Here is a 19,020-nt window from a genome sequence, read left to right on the forward strand (position 1 = left end):
GGGCAGGCGTGCTGGCGACGGTGCCGCTTTCGCGGCCGGTGGCGTCCAGCGCCATCATCGAAGGCTGTCCTTCGATGGAGACGGCTTGCAGGCCGCGCGCCGTGCTGGGCACGACGGCGGTCCACGCCATGCGCGCGAAATTGTTGACCGGCACGCTGTAGCTGGCGCGGTCGCCGGCCAGCTTGGCCAGGCTACGCACGATCTGGCCGTCCTGGCTGCGCCATTGCAGCACGAGCTCTGGCGGCGCTTCCCAGTTGGCGCGCGCGCTGCCTTCGTTGAAGTACACGGCTTCGATGGTGACGGTTTCGCCGGGGGCCGCGGACGGCCGGTCCAGGCGGTACGACACGCCAGCGGCGGCGGAACCCGCGGCACCCAAGGCGAGGGCGCCGGCAAGGGTGCGCAGGGCAAGGGGGAAGCGAGTGTGACGGCGTCGGGACATGGCGTGCGATGGTTTTTTTTGTGACGAGGCAATGTAGCATCGCACGCCGCAACTGTTTGTAAGGCAGGCTTATCGGATGTAGGGCATGTAATAAACAGGTGTTACTCAGGATGTCGGCATGCCCGCCGGGCGGTCTGATGCAACAAGGCCCCGCGCATTGTCGACAATGCGCGGGGCCTTGTATTTCAAGCCTTGCGAGGCTTATTCGCCGAACTTGATGCCCTGCGCCAGCGGCAGGTTGCGCGAATAGTTGATGGTGTTGGTCGCGCGGCGCATGTAGTTGCGCCAAGCATCCGAACCGGATTCGCGGCCGCCGCCGGTTTCTTTTTCGCCACCAAAGGCGCCGCCGATTTCGGCGCCGGACGTACCGATGTTGACGTTGGCGATGCCGCAGTCGGAACCCGAGGCCGACAGGAAGGTCTCGGCTTCCCGCAGGTCATTGGTGAAGATCGCCGACGACAGGCCTTGCGGCACACCGTTCTGCAACGCCAGTGCATCGCCGAATTCCTGGTAGCGCATCACGTACAGGATGGGCGCGAAGGTCTCGTGGCAGACCACGTCGGTCTGGCCGGGCATTTCGGCGATGGCCGGGCGCACGTACCAGGCGTTGGGGTATTCGTCCGCCAGCACGCGTTCGCCGCCGGTGACCTTGCCGCCTTGTTCGCGGGCGGCCTTCAGGGCATCCTGCATGGCGTCGAACGACACGCGGTCGATCAGCGGGCCGACCAGGTTGCCGCTGTCCAGCGGGTTGCCGATGGTGGCGCTGGCGTAGGCCTTGTGCAGGCGCTGGACCAGCGCGTCGGCCACGCTTTCGTGCACGATCAGGCGGCGCGTAGTGGTGCAGCGCTGGCCGGCCGTGCCGATGGCGCCGAACACGATGCCGCGCGCGGCCATGTCCAGATCGGCGGTGGGGCCGACGATGATGGCGTTGTTGCCGCCCAGTTCCAGCAGCACGCGGCCAAAGCGTTGCGCCACGCGCGGGCCCACCTGGCGGCCCATGCGGGTCGATCCCGTGGCGGACACCAATGCCACCGTATGCGAATCCACCAGCGCTTCGCCGACTTCACGGTCGCCGATCAGGACTTCGGACAGGCCGGCGGGCGCATCACCGAAACGCTGCATGGCCTGTGCGAAGAGGGCTTGGCAGGCCAGGGCGGTCAACGGCGTCTTCTCGGACGGCTTCCAGACCACGGCGTTGCCGCAGACGATGGCCAGCGCCGCGTTCCACGACCACACGGCCACGGGGAAGTTGAAGGCGCTGATGACGCCGATGACCCCTAGCGGATGCCACGTTTCCATCATGCGGTGGCCGGGGCGCTCGGACGCGATGGTCAGGCCGTACAACTGGCGCGACAGGCCGACGGCGAAGTCGCAGATGTCGATCATTTCCTGCACTTCGCCTTCGCCTTCGGCCACGATCTTGCCGGCTTCCAGGCTGACCAGACGGCCTAGCGCGGTCTTGTTCTCGCGCAGCGTTTCACCCAGCAGGCGGATCAATTCCCCCCGGCGCGGCGCCGGTACGTCGCGCCAAGCCAGGCTGGCCTGGCGGGCGCGGGTGATGGCCGAATGGGCCTGCGCCACGGTGTGTTCATGCACCTGGGCCAGTTCGGCGCCGTCGATCGGGCTGCGTGCGGTCAGCGTGCCGCCGGTAAGCGCGGCCGCGTTCAGGCCGAGCGCGCGCAGGATGTCTTGGGGGGTGTCCATGCCGGTTCCTTGGATTGCCAGCGAAGCCGATGTCTTCGCTTAAGGGTTATGCCTATGTGGCGATTCGGGAAAAAAATTTACTATACGAAACTCCAGTGTGAATTGCGAAACTTTTTTTTCTTAACCGGCTTAAGCGCCGCTTCCCTCCCGAGGCGGCCCCGGGGCCGGCTCGGAAACCTCTTTCGGGGTACATCAGTGGCAGACGCTTTACTTGATGTCCAAGCAGTCACCAAGACCTTCCAGCGCGACGGCCAGCCGCCGCATCGGGCGCTCGACGGGGTCGATTGCCAGCTGAACCGGGGCGAGGTCATGGTGGTGGTCGGACCGTCCGGCTCGGGCAAGAGCACCTTGCTGCGCACGCTGAACGGCCTGGAAAGCATCGACAGCGGCACGATCCGCGTGGACGGCGTGTCGCTGACGGACCCCGCCACCGACGTCAACCGCTGGCGCACGGAAGTCGGCATGGTCTTCCAGCACTTCAACCTGTTCCAACACCGTACTGCGCTGGACAATGTCGCGCTACCCCAACGGGTCGTCCGCGGCCGTAGCCGCGCCGACGCCGAACGCTATGCCCGCGACCTGTTGGGCCGCGTGGGGATGGGTGATTTCGGCGAACGCTACCCCAGCCAATTGTCCGGCGGCCAGCAGCAGCGGGTGGCGATCGCCCGCGCGCTGGCCATGGATCCCAAATTGATGCTGTTCGACGAAGCCACGTCCGCGCTGGACCCGGAAACCGTCGGCGGCATCCTGGAATTGATGCGCGGACTGGCCCGGGACGGCATGACGATGGCGGTCGTGACCCACGAGATGGGCTTCGCGCGCGACGTCGGCGACCGGGCCTTGTTCATGGATGCGGGGCGCATTGTGGAAATGGGCACGCCCGACGAGGTGTTCTGCCACCCGAAGGAGGCGCGCACCCGCGCCTTTCTGGAAAAGATTTTGTAGTCCAAGCAGGCCGGTCCGGCTAATCCGGGCGCTGCCGGCCCTGCGGCAACACGACGTGCTTTGCCCGGAATGACAAGGTTTCATCCACCTCTAGGGGATATTGAAATGCTGAAAATCAAGCAATGGCTGGGCGTGGCCGGCGTCGCCCTGGCGGCCGCCACCGTGGCGCTGCCCGCGCAAGCCGACGAACTGGGCGACATCATCAAGCGCGGCGAACTGCGGGTGGCGGTACAGACCTCCGGTCCGCTGATGAGCTTCATGGACAAGACGGGCAAGCGCACGGGCCTGGCGGTGGAAGTGGCCAAGCGCATGGCCGACGACCTGGGCGTGAAGCTGGTCCTGCAAGACTACGAATGGAAGGGCCTGTTGCCGGCGCTGCTGTCGGGCAAGGCCGACATGGTGGCCGCCGACATGACGCCCACGCCGCAACGCGCGGCCCAGGTGCTGTTCTCGGCGCCGATGTTCTACGCCGAAACCGTGGCGGTCGTGCCCAAGGATTCGCCGTACAAGTCGTACGAGGAACTGGACAAGGCGGGCGTGAACGTCGGCGTGCTGGGCGCCAGTACCTACGCCGAAGTGGGCAAGAAGATGCTGCCCAAGGCCACCATGAAAGAGTTCTCGGGCGGCAGCGCCCCGGTCGGCCAGGCCCTGTCCAGCGGCCGCCTGGACGCCGGCATCATGTCCATGTCCACCGCCAACCAGTTCCTGGTCGACTTCGGCAACCTCCGCGTGCTGGATGGCGTGATGGTGCGCGAGCCGCTGGCCTTCGCCGTCGGCCCGAACGCCTTCCGCTTGAAGTTCTGGCTGGACAACTGGCAAACGCTGAAGACCGCCGACAACACGCTGCCCGAGCAGGTGAAGTACTGGTATTCCACCGACTGGAAGAAAGACCATTAATCACTCGGGCCTGCGCAAGGCTCCTTAGTATCAACAGGCTCTAGCACCGCTACAGGGAGACCGGACCGCCCATGGACTGGCTGATCGATTACTACAACTGGCGCATCGTCAGCCAGTACACGGGCCAATTCGCCACCGGCCTGGCCAACACACTGATCGCCGCGGGCGCAAGCCTGGTGCTGTCGGTGTTGGCCGGCGTGCCGCTGGCGCTTCTGCACATGTCGTCCAAAGCCGCTATCTGGCGTCCCGTGGCCGCTTACGTGCAGTTCATCCGGTCCACGCCTTTGCTGGTCCAGATCTACCTGGTCTATTACGCCGTGCCCATGCTGATCCCGGGGGCGAAGGGCTGGAGCGAGATGGTGCTGGGCATCCTGGCGATGACCCTGCACCACGCCGCCTACATGAGCGAGATCATCCGCGTAGGCATCGAATCCGTCCCGCGCGGCCAGATCGAAGGCGCCAAGGCGTGCGGCATGAATTATCAGCAGCGGTTGCGCTATGTGGTGCTGCCGCAGGCCTTCGTCAATACGCTGCCGCCCCTGCTGGGTCAGACCGCCGTGCTGATCAAGGACACCTCGCTGCTGTCGTTGATCACGGTGTTTGAACTGGTCGCGGCCGGCGTGCAGATGAACAGCGACCGCATCGTGCCCAACGAGAGCTTCCTGACCATCGCTGCGGGCTACCTGCTGATCTACGGCGTCATGCTGTTGTTGTCCCGGGGCGTCAGCCTCTGGCTGGCAGGTCCGGCCTGGAACGCGAGGTAAGCATGCTGGATTCCTATCTTTCCACCGCCGGCGTCGTGTTGCCCTTCCTGCTGAAGGGCTTCTGGGAAACGCTGAAGATCTCGTTCGTGGCCATCATCGCGGGGTCGCTGCTGGGTTTCGTGATTGGCGTGATCCGCAGCTACCGCATCCGCGGCATCCACCAACTGCTGGGCCTGTACATCCACGTCCTGCGCGGCACGCCGTTCCTGGTGCAGCTCTACATCTTCTACTTCGTGCTGCCCAGCTCCGGCATCGAACTGCTGCATTGGGATTCCGGCACCGCGGCCTTCGTGTCGCTGTCGGTGTACACGTCCTGCTATGTGGCGGAAATCGTCATGGGCGCCATCCAGTCCGTGCCGCGCGGCCAGACCGAAGGCGCCATGACCCTGGGTCTGCGCCCCCTGCAGATACTGCGGCTGGTCATCCTGCCGCAAGCCATGCGCCTGATCGTGCAGCCGATGAGCGGCGTCTACGTCATGCTGATCAAAAGCACCGCCATCCTGTCGGTGGTCGGCATCACGGAACTGACCCGGCAAGGCGAAGTGTTCATCATCACCTTTCCGGCCAAGTCGCTGTTTATCTACGGCATGATTGCCGCCATCTATTTCATCTATTGCTACCCGTTGCTGCGCCTGGCCAACTGGCTTGAAAAGCGCCTGACGGGTGGTTTGCAGGGCGCAAGCCTGCACTGACACGGACCCCACCGGCATGGCCTCCGAGTACATCGACACCTATTACAAGCGCACGCTGTCAGACACCGCGACCTACTATCCGCCGCTGGCGGGCGCGTCCAGCACGGACGTCTGCGTGATCGGTGGCGGCCTGGCCGGGCTGTCCACCGCCCTGGAACTGGCCCGCCGTGGGTGCAACGTCACCTTGCTGGAAGGCAAGCGCATCGCATGGGGGGCGTCAGGGCGCAACGGGGGATCGGTCTCGCCGGCGTTTTCGGCCGGCGCCGACGCCATCAAGAAGCACGTCAGCGAAGACCACTACCGGCAGCTGTACCGGCTGTCCATGGAAGGCGTGGAAATCATCCGCGACAATATCCGCAGCCTGGCCATCGCCGATGCGCACAAGGTCGACGGACGTCTGCGCGTGGTGCGCTACGAAGCCACCGATGCGCTGAACCAGTGGTGCGACGCGCAGCGTCGCGACTTCGGCCGCGACGTGCGCTTCCTGACCCGCAATCAGGTGCGCGAACGCCTGGTGTCGGATGTCTACCACCAGGGCGTCGAAGACCCCGCCTCGTTCCACTTCCATCCGTTGAACTATGCCCGGGCCCTGGCCCGCGAATGCACGCGGCTGGGCGTGCGCATCCACGAAGATTCCGCCGTCACCGCCGCCACGCTGAACGGCGGGGTCAAACATCTGCGGACTGCGCAGGGGCAGGTCGACGCCCGCACTGTCGTGCTGGCTACCGGCGGCTACACGGGCGACGTCGTGCCGGCGCTGCGCCGCGCCATGTTGCCCATCGCCACCTACATCATGCTGACCGAACCCTTGGGCGACCGCGTGCGGGAAGCCATCCGCAGCACGGCGGCGATCGGCGACGACCGCCGCGCCGGCAACTATTACCGTGTCCTGGATGGCGGCCGCATCGGCTGGGGCAGTAGAATCACCACCCGTGTCGACGACCCGCCCGATCTGGCCGAGTCCCTGCGCCGCGAATTGCTGTCCGTCTACCCCCAATTGCAGGGGCTGCGCGTCGAGACCGCATGGTCGGGGCGCATGGCCTACGCCCGGCACCTGATGCCGCAGATCGGCCTGCTGGCGCCAGACGTCTGGTATTGCACGGCGTTTGGCGGGCATGGCATGAATACCACCTCAATCGGCGGGCGTGTCGTCGCGGAAGGGATCACGGGCGACACCCAGCGCTACAAGCTATTCCAACCTTTCGGGCTGGCATGGAACGGCGGGGGGCTGGGCACGGCGGCGGTTCAACTGACCTATTGGTCTTACCAGGCGCGCGATTGGTGGCGGGAGCGCACGACGCGGGCATGACAAGGTACACAGGATGCAAGGCAACAAACAGAGCGCATTGGCACAACGGCTGCGAGCCCTGCGCCAGGCGCGCGATTGGACACTGAAGCAGGCGGCGGCGGCCACCGGCGTCGCCGCGTCCACGCTGTCCAAGATCGAAAACAGCCTGCTGTCGCCTACCTATGACAACCTGATCAAGATCGCCGCGGGCCTGGACCTGGACGTGGCCGAACTCTTCACTGCGTCCGACGCCCACATGGGTACCGGCCGCCGCAGCCTCAGCCGCCAGGGCGAGGGGCGCCAATACGAAACGCCGTATTACGACCACCGGCTGCTTTGCACCGCGCTGTCGCACAAGCGCATGATGCCGTTCCACACCCGCGTCAAAGCGCGCGCCTTCGACGAATTCCAGGACTGGAGCCGCCACGGCGGCGAAGAATTCGTCTATGTGCTGGAAGGCGAGGTGCAGCTGTACACCGAGTTCTACGAACCGGCCCGGCTGAAGGCGGGCGAGAGCTTCTATATAGACAGCCGCATGGGGCACCGGGTGATCAGCCTGAGCGAAGACGACGCGATCGTGCTCTGGGTGTCCACGCACGCGGATATCGAAGAAGAGTAGGGCAGGCCTGCGCTCGCCCACCTTTTCCCGCAACAAGGTAAAATGCGGCGCCCGGACATCTTCCGGGACGTCAACAAACTGCGCGGCAGTAGCTCAGCTGGATAGAGCACGGGCCTTCTAAGCCCGGGGTCGGGGGTTCGAGCCCCTCCTGCCGCGCCAGAATCTCTAGCAAATACAGGGCGTTACGGGCGACGCAGGTTCGCGAACAGGCTAATTATTAATAGAAATGCCTGCATTAGAACTTCACTCCGTCGCCGTAGCCCCTTTCACCAGTCGCCTGTCGTCGTCCGTCACTCCTTCTTGTACGCCAAGTAGTCCAGATGGATGCCGATATGGTCGGCGATGTAGCGGGCGTCGTGCCAGACGCCCCAGATAAAGGACGAACTGCGGTTGGTCAGGTTGGGCAGGCCGAGGAAGTAGATGCCTTTCTCGACGGAGATGCCGCGCTTGTGGATGGGGTAGCCCTTCTCGTCAAAGGTATCGACGTCGATCCAGCTGAAATCGACTTTGAAGCCCGTCGCCCACAGGATGGTCTTGATGCCGGCCTCGGCCAGGTTCAGGCTGAGGATGGGGTAGGCAAGGCATTCCGGGTCGGGCAGCAGTTTCCAGGCATCGGGCTCGGGTGGCAGGTCCAGGCCGTTCTGCTCGATATAGGTGTCGGCTTCGCGCAGGACTTCGAAGTAGTCGGCATCGCCCTGGGCGACGTCGCGGGCGAGGTTGTCGGCGAAGCGCAGCACGCCGTTTTCGTACGAAGTGGTGATGCCGACGAGCTGGATGCCGTCGTGGGCAAGGCGCCGGAAGTCGACGGTCTTGCCGTTTTCATAGCCGCTCACGGCAAAGGCGACGTGTTCGCGCTTTGGCTTTTTCTTCACTTCATCCCACATTCCCAGCGCCCCGAGCCACCAGCAGTAATCCCGTCCGCGGTAGGAGCGGGGCGGCCGGTAGTGTTCGCCCACCGACAGGTAGACGGTGCGGCCTGCCTGGCGAAGCTCTTCGGCGATCTGCGAGCCGGAGGCTCCCGCGCCGACGACAAGCACGGCGCCGTCGGCCAATTGGCCCGGATTCTTGTAGGCCGAGGAATGCAGTTGCTGGATGCCGCTGTTTTCCGGCACGATGTTCGGGTAGGTGGGAACCTGGAAGGGGCCGGTCGCGGCGACCACATGCAGGGCTTCGATGATGCCTTCGGAGGTCGTGACGGTGAAGCCCGGACGCTTGTCATTGCGCTGGACGCGCCGGACTTCGACGCCGGTCCGCACCGGTGCATTGAGCATCCTGGCGTAGTCCTCAAAGTACTGAGCCATGCGCTCTTTCGGCGGAAAGACATCGGGTCCGACGTCATCGAACTTCAACCCGGGAAAGCGGTCGTGCCAGGCGGGGCCGTTGGCCACCAGCGAGTCCCAGCGTTCGGAACGCCAGCGCTCGGCGATCCGCTTGCGTTCAAGCACGATATGCGCAATCCCCATGGCGCCGAGGTGCTCGCTCATTGCGATGCCGGCCTGGCCGGCGCCGATCACCAGCGTATTGGTTTTTTCAATTGACATTTGAAGATCCTAAGGAATACCGAGACCCTGGTGCGTCTCGAGGCTGACACGACGATCAAGGAAAAGAAGGCCGGCGAACCGCGTGCACGATCACGGTGCGCGCTGAACGATTGGCATGCAGTGTGACCCCGAAGGCCCGAGTTGATAACTTCGTTTTTCGGACGGCTGACTTAGGAAAAAGCAAAGGTGCCGGTCTTGCCGGGCGGCGCGCGCCGCCGCGCGTGCGATCGTCGTGATTTCTTTTTTCCGATGGCCCCCATCAGCATCGGCAACGCACTGGAAATAGGGCTTTACCGTATTCTTGACTGCACCAGAACGCTGGCGTCGCAGCCTTGCGTGCCATGCGGCCACCGCCTGTTTTTCCCGGAATTTTCGCGCCGGGAGACTGAACTCCGTGAGTGCAGCAGCCATGCCGAATCTTCCCTTTACCTCCGATAGCTCCAGCGCGGTCTGCCTGGAGGGAGTGGTCAAGAAATACCGCGGTCACGCGGTGCTCCAGCAGGTATCCCTGAAGATCGAGCGCGGGGAATTCCTGACGCTGCTGGGCCCATCGGGCTGCGGCAAGACCACCCTGCTGAACCTGATCGCGGGCTTTGCCGATGCGGATGACGGCGAGATATTCATCGACGACACGCCAGTCACGGCTCTGCCGCCGTATCAGCGCCAGATCGGCATCGTGTTCCAGAACTATGCGCTGTTCCCGCACATGACCGTCGAACGCAATATCGCGTATGGCCTGCGGATGCGGCGCGTGCCGGCCGCCGAGATCGAGCAGCGGGTGCGTGAAGCTATGGCCCTGGTAAAGCTGGAAGGGCTGGGCGAGCGCAAGCCGCGCGAGCTATCGGGCGGCCAGCAGCAGCGCGTGGCACTGGCGCGGGCCCTGGTGATCCGCCCCAAGGTGTTGTTGCTTGACGAACCATTTTCGGCGTTGGACAAAAGTCTGCGCGGCGCCATGCAGGTGGAGATCCGCGACATCCAGCGCAGGCTGGGCGTGACGACGATCTTCGTCACGCATGACCAGGGCGAAGCCCTCAGCATGTCGGATCGCATCGCCGTGATGAACCAGGGTGTGATCCGACAGGTCGCCACGCCGGACGAGCTCTACCGCAATCCGCAGGATCCGTTCGTGGCGTCGTTCCTGGGTGATGTCAACATCCTGCCCGCGCACTATCACGGCTCCAGCGCGGAAACCATCCAGCTGCGCCTGGGGGCGGGGCTGACGCATATCCCCCGGCAGCGCCTGGTGGGCGGCTCGCACGAGGGCCACCGGCTTGATCTCTATGTGCGGCCGGAACATATCAAGCTGGAACCCCTGCACAGCGGGTCGATCGTGAGCGGCACGGTCGTCAACCACGTGTTTCAGGGCGACCACGTCGATCTGTACCTGGAGGTTCACATTCCCGTGGAAGGGCGCCAGCACGTGATGGTGCGCACCTTCGACCTGAACTGCCTCCATGAATGGCCTGTGGGCGCCGTGGCGGGACTTGCGCTGCCTGGCCACGGGGTCAGTGTCTTCAACGCGTCGTCCTGAAGCCGGTTTCACGCGAGGTTCCCTTCCTGGCGGCCGCGCCTGCGCAGCCGCCGAGTTTTCATTCGTCCGCGAGGCACAAGTGCCATGACCCAGATTCCCCTTGAAATGCAAGCCATCATCGCCCGCGAGCCGGGCGACGCCACGGTGTTGACGCTGGCCGGCAGGCCGGTACCGGCGCCGGGCCCAGGAGAAGTGTTGCTGCGCGTGCGCTCGGCGGGCATCAACCGGCCCGACATCATGCAGCGCCAGGGCGTAAGCAAGCCGGCGCCGGGTGTGACCGACGTGCTGGGCCTGGAGGCATGCGGCGAAGTGGCCGCCTGCGGTCCCGGCGTGCCGGCGTCTTTGCTTGGGCAACGTCTCATGAGCCTGCTTGCGGGCGGTGGCTATGCGCCGTGGTGCGTGGCGCGCGTGGATCATTCCCTGGCCGTGCCTGATGAGCTGGAAGACGCGCAGGCGAGCGCCCTGCCGGAAGGCCTGTTCACCGTCTGGCACAACCTGTTCGAGCTGGGCCGCCTGCGCATGGGCGAGACGGTGCTGATCCATGGCGGCGGCGGGGGCATCGGCACGCTGGCCATCCAGATGGCGCATGCCGCTGGCGCGCGGGTCATCGTCACGGACGGCGACCGCGACCGCTTCGACGCCTTGCGCGAACTCGGCGCCGCCGAGGTGATCTGCTTTCATGACACGGATTTTGTCGAAGCCTGCGCGACCCTCACCCAGGGCCGGGGGGTGGATGTCGTGCTGGATATCGTCGGTGGCGATTATGTGCGGCGCAATCTGCAGGCGCTGGCCTTTGGCGGGCGCCACGTCAGCCTTTCCTTCCTGCAGGGGTCCGCCATCAACCTCGAACTGCTGACCCTGATGCAGAAGCAGTTGAGTCTCCATTCTTCGACCATGCGCCCGCAGGCCGACGCGGAGAAGGCCCGAATGGCGGCCGCGCTCAGGCGCCATGTGCTGCCGTTGGTCGCCACGGGCCGCATCAGGCCCAGGATGGCACAAAGCCTGCCCCTGGCCGACGCCGTGCGCGCGCATCAGTTACTGGAAAGCGGCAAGGTGTTCGGCAAGCTGGTCCTCACCCCCTGACAATCGGAGAATGGATTGAAACTTCTCTACGCCCCGACCTCTCCCTTCGTGCGCAAGGTAATGGTTTGCGCGCATTTGACCGGCCAGGCCGGACGGATCGAATGGCTGGCCAGCGCCGCGCATCCGGTCAATCGCGATACGCGCATCGCCGCCCACAATCCGCTGGCCAAGGTACCCACCCTGATCTTGCCGGACGGCAGGGCGCTCTATGACAGCCGCGTGATCTGCGAATACCTGGCCGAAGCTGCCGGCGATACGCAGTTGTTTCCGACGGGTCCGGCCCGCTGGGTCGCATTGACCCGCCAGGCGCTGGGCGACGGCCTGCTGGATGCCGCCCTGCTGGCGCGCTATGAGCACACGGCCCGGCCGGCCGAAATCCAGTGGCCCCAATGGCGCGAGGCGCAGCTTGTCAAAGTCCAGGCCTGCCTGGCGGACATCGAGTCGCAGGCAGACGACCTGCCGCGAGCGCATCCGAGCATCGGCGACCTGACCCTGGCCTGCGCCCTGGGTTATCTGGATTTCCGCTTTCCCGAATTGGACTGGCGCACCGCGCATCCGCGCACCGCGGCGTGGTTCTCCGTGTTCAACGCATTGCCTGCGATGCAGGCGACCCTTCCCCATGACGCCTGAGACTGCCTCCATGACGACGCCGAGCGCAACCCCAACATCTTCCACGGTCTGGTTTCTGAACGGGCCGAACGCCAATCTCTACGGACTGGATGCCAATAAGACCTATGGCTCCGACAGTTTTCCCGTGTTGCAGCAGCGCTGCGAAAGCAAGGCCGCCTCGCTGGGTATCCAGTTGAACTTCGTGCAGTCCAACCATGAAGGCCAGCTGGTCGACTGGATCCAGGAAGCCCGTGGCACCGCTCAGGGCGTCATCATCAACGCGGCTGGCCTGACCTATTCGTCGGTGCCCATCCTCGATGCTTTGCTATCCTTTCCGGGCAGGATCATCGAAGTCCATATGAGCAACATCTGGCGGCGGGAAGCCTTCCGCCATCATTCCTACATTTCCAAGGCCGCGGATGGTGTCATCGCGGGGCTGGGCGGCGATGGCTACGAGCTTGCCATCGAGGCCATGTCCCGCCTGATCAACCGCGGCACCTGAGGTAGACCGACCATGCCCGCATCCTCCCGCCCCGCCGTGTCGGGTGCAATGATCTTCTATAGCGATTTCGACGACTACACGGCCTGGCGCGATGCCATGCAGGCGCGCCTGCCGGACTTGCGCGTGGTGCACGGCAACGACGCGCACGATCCGGCCGACATCCACTACGCGTTGGTCTGGAAGGCACCGCAGAAGTTCTTCGACCGCATGAAGAACCTGCGCCTCATCGTGAATCTGGGGGCGGGGGTGGATTCGATTGTCGGTCGCGAAGACCTGCCCGCCGAGGTACCCATCACGCGCCTCACCGATCCCAATATGGCGCGCATGATGGCCGGCTATGTGCTGTTCGCCGCCCTGCGGTATGCGCGTGACATTCCCTATTTTGAAGCGGCGCAGCGGCGGGGCGAATGGGCCTATCGCCATCCCCGCTCGCCTGAGGCCGTGCGCGTGGCGGTGTTGGGCCTGGGAGAACTGGGCGCCTATGCGGCGCGGGAACTGTCCCGCCAGGGGCTGAACGTGCTGGGCTGGTCGCGCAGTCCGCGCAACATCGAAGGCATTGAGTGCCACGCTGGCATGGCGTCGCTGGATACCGTCCTGTCGCGCGCCGACATCCTGGTGGTGATGCTTCCGCTTACGCCGCAGACGCGCGGCCTGTTGGACCGTGACCGTCTGCAGCGCCTGCCGCGCGGCGCGGCCTTGATCAATGTGGCCCGGGGCGCGCTGGTGGATCAGGCCGCCCTGACCGACCTGCTGCGCAGCGGCCATCTGGGCGGCGCGACGCTGGACGTCTTCGAGCGCGAGCCCTTGCCGCCTGGGGACCCGCTCTGGGGAATGGACAACGTGCTCATTACACCGCACCTGGCTTCGGTGGCCATTCCGGCATCGGCCGCCGGACAGATCGCCGACAACGTACTGCGAGTCAGCCAGGGCCTGGAGCCCGCCAACCGCGTCGATCCGGCGCGCGGCTATTGAAGGGCTCAGCGGGCTCGCTCGGATGTTAGAGCTTGCGGATGTCAGGGTTCTGAACCCGCCGAGGCTGCCCTGCGCCATTCCGATGCTCGCCCCACTGGGGGCTGCGCTTCGGATGGCTCCGGGGGCCTCGCCTTACAGCCGCCCAATGCGAGGGTTTTGAAACCCGTTCATAGGTAGATGCCGGTGGCCTTGAACTCGCTCGTGGGCAGATGCCGTGAGCCGGGGGCCGGGCGGAGGGATCCGAAGCGCAGGACCACCGGGCCGAGCATCGGAATCCCGCAGTCCGGACTCCGGTGGCTCAAGAACGAACCTGGCGTCACAAAATCAAACTTCCACATTCCACCCAAAAATTCTCTAGCGGTTGTCCTCGATATTCAGAATCCTGCCCAGCCCGAGGAAGCGGTTGGCGAAGATCAGCAGGCTGGCCGTCACCACGATATACACCACCGACAACGCGGCCAGGGTCGGGTCGGCAAACTCACGCACATAGTTGTACATCGTCACGGGTAGGGTCTGCGTGCTTTGAGTGGTCACGAACAGCGACGCGGTGAATTCGCTGAATGACATGATGGCCGCGAACAGCCAGCCGCCAAACAAGCCGGGCGTCAGCAGGGGCACGGTGATCGTGAACAGAACCCGCACCGGCGACGCTCCCAGGCTGGCGGCGCTTTGCTCCAGGCGTTCGTCCAGGTTCTCCATCGAGACATAGACGCTGCGCAGCACGAAAGGCAGGACGAGGATGACGTGGCACAGGATCACGATGCCGTAGCCACGATCGATGTTCAGCTGGGCCACCAGGATCAACAGGCCCAGTCCCACCGTGAAGTGCGGGATCACCAGTGGCGAAAGCAGAATGGCCTGCAGGATATTCTTGCCGGGAAACGCCATGCGCTTGACCGCGATCGCCAGGCCGGTGCCGATGACCAGCGCCAGCAACGACGACCAGAACGTCACCACCATGCTGGCGCGAAAGCCGTCACGGAAGTCGGAATAGGTGAAAACTCGCTCGAACCAGCGCCAGGACCAGGCCTGCGGCGGAAACGTGAGCAAGGCTTTCTCATTGAAAGAAGCCAGCACCACCACCACCACGGGCAGCAGCACGAAGGCCAGGATGAGCCCGATCAGCACGGGCGCGCCGATACGCAGCCACAGGGGCAGGGATTTACGGAGACCCATGTCAGTGTCCTCCAATGGCCTTGAGACGGCGCGTGACGCGACCGAGCAGCATCAGCGAGATCGCCGTCAGGCCCAGGCCCATGACGCTCAGGCTGGCCGCCAGGGGAAAGTTCATCGACGAGAATCCCAGTTGGTAGACCAGTGTGGAAACCGTCGGGACACGGCCGCCGCCGATCATTTGCGGCGTGGCGAAGGCGCTGAATGTCCAGGCGAACGAGGTCGTGATGCTGGCCAGAATGCCCGGCATCGACAACGGAAGCGTGATGGTCAGGAAAGTTCGCACCGGCCCTGCGCCCAGGCTTTCGGCGGCCTTCTCGTAATCGCGGTCGATGTGCGAGATGGCGGTAGCCAGCATCAGCACGACCACCGGGACGGTGACGTGCACCAGCGCCACCAGTACGCCAAGATGGCTGAACATCAGCGCAAGCGGCGTATCGATCAGGCCCAGCTTGAGCAGCATCGAATTGATGAAGCCCGTGCTGCCCAGCACGATGATCCAGGAATAGGTGCGCACGATTTCGCCCAGGAAGAGCGGCGTGATGGAGACGATCAGGATGAAAGACTTGATGTAGCGGTTTCGCACCCTGACCAGGGCATACGCCAAAGGGTACGCGACGAGCAAGGAGAAAACCGTGGTTTCCACGCTCAGGCGCAAGGTGTTGACAAAGGCATCGACGTAGATCTGCTTGCCCATGCCCGAGAAGTTCGAGAGCGTCAGGCCGCCGACATCCAGCGAACCGGGAATGAAAGTGCGCAAGCTGTACTGCAGCACGGCCGCCATGGCGACGCAGATGCACAGCGCGATGAAGCTGGCCGGGGATATCAGCCATCCCCGCAGGGTGGAACGCGCATCCATGGTGGACCCATCCTTCGTGTACGGTGAAAGCGTGGCGACGCCGCGACCCATGGGGCTGCGGCATCGGCAATCAGTTCATGATGTTCTCGGTAAACCACTTGCGCCACTCGGCGGTCTTTTCGGCGCGCAGCTTGTCGTCGATGACGATGGCCTGGGTATCCCATTGCTGCTTGGTCGTGAAGACGCCCGGCAGCGCGGCGTCTTCGGGCGAGACCTTGGCGTCGTCGATGACGGGGCTGGCCTTCTTGGCGGCCACGATCTTGGCCTGCACCTCCGGCGACAGCGCGATGTTCATGAACTTGTGCGCCAGGTCGATCTTGGTGCTGCCTTTCATGATAGCCATGGTGTCCACCCCCAACACCGCGCCTTCCTTGGGCATGGCCACCTTGATCGGCACGCCTTGGCCGATCATGTAGTAGGCGTTCATGGACAGCACAATCTGCACGGGCGTCTCGCCGGCGGCGATCAGTTGCTGGCTGTTGGCATCGTTGGTGTAGAAAGCCTTGAAATTGGGCTTCAGGGCCTTGAGTTTTTCCTGGCCTTTTTCCCAGCTGCTTGCGTCGCCGCCCGAGAGCAAAGCCGAAACGTCGATGATATGGCTGGGGTCGAAATCGGGCGCGGACAGCTTGCCTTTCAGCGCCGGGTTCCAGAGATCGTTCCAGCTGTTGAAGGTGATGCCGGCGGGAACCAGGTCGGGGCGGTAACCGATGGTGTACACGTACGCCCAGCTGCCGATATGGTATGGGCTGATCTTGGCGCGATCCACCAGGTGCGAGTAATTGGGGATTTTGCTTAAGTCCAGCTTTTCGTACAGCCCGCCATTGACGTAGAGCCAGCCGATGTGCGATGTGGTGAACGTGATGTCGCTTTCCGGTTTGGTGGCCAGCTTGGCCTTGTTCAGGCGGTCGATGGTGCCGCCTGTGATGTACTTCACCGGCACCCCCGTCTGCCGCGTGAACTCCTTGGAGATGGTCTCATCGATAAGGTCCCGGAAGCTGCCGCCCCAGGTGCTCACCACCAGGGCATCCTGCGCATGCGCCGTGCTGGCTAAGGCCGCGCCGGCAAGCATGCCCGCGCAAATAAGTTTCTTGATCATGACAACCCCTTGTCTATGTTGTTGGCTACAGAACCTGTTCCAGGAAATGCTTCAGGCGCTCGCTCCTGGGCGAGGCAAAGAACTGTTCGGCGGGCGCGGTCTCGATGATTTCGCCGCACTCCATGAACACACAGCGATCGGCCACCCTGCGGGCGAAGCCGATCTCGTGGGTGACGCAGATCATGGTGATGCCGGTCTGGGCCAGGTCTTCCATGATGCGCAGCACGGAACCGACCGATTCCGGATCCAGCGCTGACGTTGGTTCGTCGAAAAGCATGATGCGCGGCCGCAGGCAGAGCGCGCGCGCGATGGCCACGCGTTGCTGCTGCCCGCCGGAAAGCTGGATCGGATACTTGCCGGCCTGTTCGATCACATTGACCTTGGCGAGGTACTCCCGCGCCGTCTGCTCGGCCTCGGCGGCCGGCGTCTTCAAGGCGATCTTCAGCGCGAAGGTGCAGTTTTCCAGCACCGTCATGTGCGGAAAGAGATTGAAGCTCTGGAACACCATGCCCAGCTGGCGCCGGACTTGTTCTACGCTCTCCGGGCGCCGGGTCAGTGCGGTGCCATTGACGTGGATATCGCCCGAGTCGTGCTGTTCCAGATGGTTGATGCAACGGATAAGCGACGACTTGCCGGATCCGGACGGGCCGCACAGGATGACGATTTCGCCGCTGGATACTTCAAGGTGGATATCCCGCAGCGCGTGGAACGACCCGTAGAACTTGTTCAATCCCGAGATGGATACCGCGGGCGCGCATTCTGAACGGACGGAGGACAACGGCGGCGTGATGCTGGACAGGATGGCAGTCATGATGGTTCGCGCTCTGGTGGACGGTCGGCCGGGCGGTTCAGACTCTGACGAGATAGCGGTTCAATCTGCGATCCGCGATCGAGAATCCAAGACGTATGCTGTTGGTAATGCACCAATAGATGGCCGCCGCCGTGATCAGGGGCGTAAACGGGTCATAGGTGTAGTCGAACACGGTATTGGCGGCGGCTGTCAGGTCGACCAGCGTGATGGCGCTGACGGCCGCCGTGCTTTTGACCATGATCAGCAACTCGTTCTGGTAGGCGCGCAGCACATAGCGCGCGACCAGCGGGAGCCGCAGCCGGAACAGGATTTGCACGGGCTTCAGGCCCAGCGTCTGCGCGGCCTCGATCGTGCCCTTCGGAATTGCCGCAAGGCCACCGCGGATGATCTCCGCCATGAAGCCCGAGTGGGTCAACGCCAAGCCCAGCCAGGCGCAGACATAGGCGCTGGAGAAGACGTTCCACAGGAAGGTATCGCGCACGAAAGAGAACTGCGGCAGTCCGCTATAGATCAGATACAGCAGCACCAAGCTGGGCACGCCGCGGAAGAAGCCGATATAGCTGCTGGCGAAGACGGCGCGCGCGCCCGGCCGGAAGCTTGCCAGGGCAACTGGCAGCGCCAGCAGCAGGCCGATGACCAGCACCGGCAGCAGTACGGCGAATGTCGTGCCGGCGCCGGCCAGCAGTTTGGGCAGGCTCTCCCAGGCCACCTGGAAATCAAAGTGCATGAGATGCTCCCCGGGTCACGACGGGATGGAAGCCGCGGGCGGCCCACGTTTCAACGCGGCGGGCCACGTAGTAGGTCAGCCAGGTCATCAGAAGGAAGAAGAACGCCGCCAGCAGGTAGTAGACGAAGGGTTCCTTGGTTACGCCGGAGGCGAGCTTGGCGTAGGCCATGATTTCCTTCAGGCCGATCAACGAAATCAACGCGGTGTCCTTGAGGACGACGATCCACATATTGGTCATGCCGGGCAGGGCCAGGCGCAACATCTGCGGCAGAATGACCTTCAGCCAAATGGCGCTGCGCGGCACCAGCAGCACGCGCGCGGCCTCGAACTGTCCGTGAGGCACGTTCTGGATCGCGCTGCGTATCAGGTCGGCCAGGTAGGCGCCGTACACCATGCCGAGCGCCGCTACCGCCGCCATGAAAGGCGTGATCTCGATACGTTGGCCGATGCCGAACGGCGAGAGCAGGCCGGCGACAATCTGCGAGCCGCCGTAATAGAACAGGAATCCCACCAGCAGCGAAGGCACGCCGGTGAAAATGGAGGCATACGGGATCCAGATGATCCTGGCGAGCCATGTCGGCCGTAGCGTGATCAGGGCAAAGAATGTCCCGATCGCCAGCGCCAGCAGATAGGCACAGACGGCGACCTGGATCGTCATCATTGCGCCGGTCGCGAGTTGCTGCACGAAACCCATCGAAGGCATGAGGTATTCCTATAGCCTGTTCACATTGAAAGGCGCCTTGCGCAGACCTTGGCAAGCGTATGAAA

20 protein-coding genes, 1 tRNA gene and 1 pseudogene are annotated in these 19,020 nt (G+C 64.0%); 12 read left to right on the forward strand and 10 right to left on the reverse strand.

Translation table 11 applies throughout. The annotated features are described in order from the left end of the window. Window positions 1-439, reverse strand: a pseudogene (locus tag HG262_RS24675) (phospholipase); the annotation flags it as partial. A 201-nt stretch (window positions 440-640) separates the two neighbouring features. After that, complete coding sequence (locus HG262_RS24680; RefSeq protein ID WP_169273517.1) at window positions 641-2,143, reverse strand: aldehyde dehydrogenase family protein; 1,503 nt, start codon at window positions 2,141-2,143, stop codon at window positions 641-643. 195 nt (window positions 2,144-2,338) lie between these two features. On the opposite strand from HG262_RS24680, the gene HG262_RS24685 reads away from it, so the two are divergent. From HG262_RS24685 to HG262_RS24715, 7 genes are all read left to right on the forward strand, one after another. Then, the gene (locus HG262_RS24685; RefSeq protein ID WP_169273518.1) at window positions 2,339-3,088 is read left to right on the forward strand and encodes an amino acid ABC transporter ATP-binding protein; all 750 of its coding nucleotides are present in this window, start codon (window positions 2,339-2,341) and stop codon (window positions 3,086-3,088) included. A 105-nt stretch (window positions 3,089-3,193) separates the two neighbouring features. Beyond that, window positions 3,194-3,985 carry an ABC transporter substrate-binding protein gene (locus tag HG262_RS24690; RefSeq protein WP_105557365.1) on the forward strand — a complete coding sequence of 264 codons (792 nt, stop codon included), beginning with the start codon at window positions 3,194-3,196 and terminating at the stop codon, window positions 3,983-3,985. 71 nt (window positions 3,986-4,056) lie between these two features. Beyond that, a complete protein-coding gene (locus HG262_RS24695; RefSeq protein ID WP_006221999.1) occupies window positions 4,057-4,749 on the forward strand; it encodes an amino acid ABC transporter permease in 693 nt (230 codons plus the stop codon). Window positions 4,750-4,751: 2 nt separating this feature from the next. Further along, window positions 4,752-5,441, forward strand: a complete 690-nt coding sequence (locus HG262_RS24700; RefSeq protein WP_169273519.1) for an amino acid ABC transporter permease — start codon at window positions 4,752-4,754, stop codon at window positions 5,439-5,441. 16 nt (window positions 5,442-5,457) lie between these two features. Continuing rightward, on the forward strand, window positions 5,458-6,750 hold the full coding sequence (locus HG262_RS24705) for an FAD-binding oxidoreductase (RefSeq protein ID WP_169273520.1): 1,293 nt from the start codon (window positions 5,458-5,460) through the stop codon (window positions 6,748-6,750). Window positions 6,751-6,763: 13 nt separating this feature from the next. Further along, window positions 6,764-7,348, forward strand: a complete 585-nt coding sequence (locus HG262_RS24710; protein ID WP_169273521.1) for an XRE family transcriptional regulator — start codon at window positions 6,764-6,766, stop codon at window positions 7,346-7,348. A gap of 82 nt (window positions 7,349-7,430) precedes the next feature. Further along, window positions 7,431-7,507, forward strand: a tRNA-Arg gene (locus HG262_RS24715). Between the two features lie 131 nt (window positions 7,508-7,638). Here HG262_RS24715 and HG262_RS24720 read toward each other — a convergent pair. Together HG262_RS24720 and HG262_RS24725 are read right to left on the reverse strand one after the other, a co-directional pair. After that, on the reverse strand, window positions 7,639-8,889 hold the full coding sequence (locus HG262_RS24720; protein WP_169273522.1) for an NAD(P)/FAD-dependent oxidoreductase: 1,251 nt from the start codon (window positions 8,887-8,889) through the stop codon (window positions 7,639-7,641). A 90-nt stretch (window positions 8,890-8,979) separates the two neighbouring features. Continuing rightward, window positions 8,980-9,300 (reverse strand): hypothetical protein, encoded by a 321-nt coding sequence (locus HG262_RS24725; protein ID WP_169273523.1) that lies wholly within the window; start codon window positions 9,298-9,300, stop codon window positions 8,980-8,982. Here HG262_RS24725 and HG262_RS24730 point away from each other — a divergent pair. From HG262_RS24730 to HG262_RS24750, 5 genes are all read left to right on the forward strand, one after another. Then, the gene (locus HG262_RS24730; protein ID WP_169273524.1) at window positions 9,299-10,420 is read left to right on the forward strand and encodes an ABC transporter ATP-binding protein; all 1,122 of its coding nucleotides are present in this window, start codon (window positions 9,299-9,301) and stop codon (window positions 10,418-10,420) included. The genes HG262_RS24725 and HG262_RS24730 overlap by 2 nt on opposite strands. An 84-nt stretch (window positions 10,421-10,504) precedes the next feature. Then, window positions 10,505-11,503: an NAD(P)H-quinone oxidoreductase gene (locus tag HG262_RS24735; protein ID WP_169273525.1), complete on the forward strand. Its 999-nt coding sequence runs from the start codon at window positions 10,505-10,507 to the stop codon at window positions 11,501-11,503. Between the two features lie 15 nt (window positions 11,504-11,518). Beyond that, a complete protein-coding gene (locus HG262_RS24740; protein WP_169273526.1) occupies window positions 11,519-12,133 on the forward strand; it encodes a glutathione S-transferase in 615 nt (204 codons plus the stop codon). Window positions 12,134-12,143: 10 nt separating this feature from the next. Beyond that, the gene (locus HG262_RS24745; RefSeq protein WP_169273527.1) at window positions 12,144-12,614 is read left to right on the forward strand and encodes a type II 3-dehydroquinate dehydratase; all 471 of its coding nucleotides are present in this window, start codon (window positions 12,144-12,146) and stop codon (window positions 12,612-12,614) included. A gap of 12 nt (window positions 12,615-12,626) precedes the next feature. Next, entirely contained in the window at window positions 12,627-13,586 is a 960-nt protein-coding gene (locus tag HG262_RS24750; protein ID WP_169273528.1) for a glyoxylate/hydroxypyruvate reductase A, read from the forward strand. Between the two features lie 354 nt (window positions 13,587-13,940). Here HG262_RS24750 and HG262_RS24755 read toward each other — a convergent pair whose 3' ends face one another. The 6 genes from HG262_RS24755 to HG262_RS24780 all read right to left on the reverse strand — a co-directional run bounded on the left by HG262_RS24755 (window position 13,941) and on the right by HG262_RS24780 (window position 18,955). Then, entirely contained in the window at window positions 13,941-14,762 is an 822-nt protein-coding gene (locus HG262_RS24755; RefSeq protein WP_169273529.1) for an ABC transporter permease, read from the reverse strand. Between the two features lies 1 nt (window position 14,763). Next, window positions 14,764-15,618 (reverse strand): ABC transporter permease, encoded by an 855-nt coding sequence (locus tag HG262_RS24760; RefSeq protein WP_169273530.1) that lies wholly within the window; start codon window positions 15,616-15,618, stop codon window positions 14,764-14,766. A 70-nt stretch (window positions 15,619-15,688) separates the two neighbouring features. Beyond that, window positions 15,689-16,714, reverse strand: a complete 1,026-nt coding sequence (locus HG262_RS24765; protein ID WP_169273531.1) for a polyamine ABC transporter substrate-binding protein — start codon at window positions 16,712-16,714, stop codon at window positions 15,689-15,691. 25 nt (window positions 16,715-16,739) lie between these two features. Then, window positions 16,740-17,525 (reverse strand): amino acid ABC transporter ATP-binding protein, encoded by a 786-nt coding sequence (locus HG262_RS24770; protein ID WP_088589341.1) that lies wholly within the window; start codon window positions 17,523-17,525, stop codon window positions 16,740-16,742. A gap of 37 nt (window positions 17,526-17,562) precedes the next feature. Then, on the reverse strand, window positions 17,563-18,252 hold the full coding sequence (locus HG262_RS24775; RefSeq protein ID WP_169273532.1) for an ABC transporter permease subunit: 690 nt from the start codon (window positions 18,250-18,252) through the stop codon (window positions 17,563-17,565). Next, a complete protein-coding gene (locus HG262_RS24780; protein WP_169273533.1) occupies window positions 18,242-18,955 on the reverse strand; it encodes an ABC transporter permease subunit in 714 nt (237 codons plus the stop codon). The genes HG262_RS24775 and HG262_RS24780 overlap by 11 nt, the downstream gene beginning before the upstream one ends. Window positions 18,956-19,020: the final 65 nt, after the last annotated feature.

Source organism: Achromobacter sp. Bel (genome assembly GCF_012928505.1).
Classification (GTDB): domain Bacteria; phylum Pseudomonadota; class Gammaproteobacteria; order Burkholderiales; family Burkholderiaceae_B; genus Achromobacter.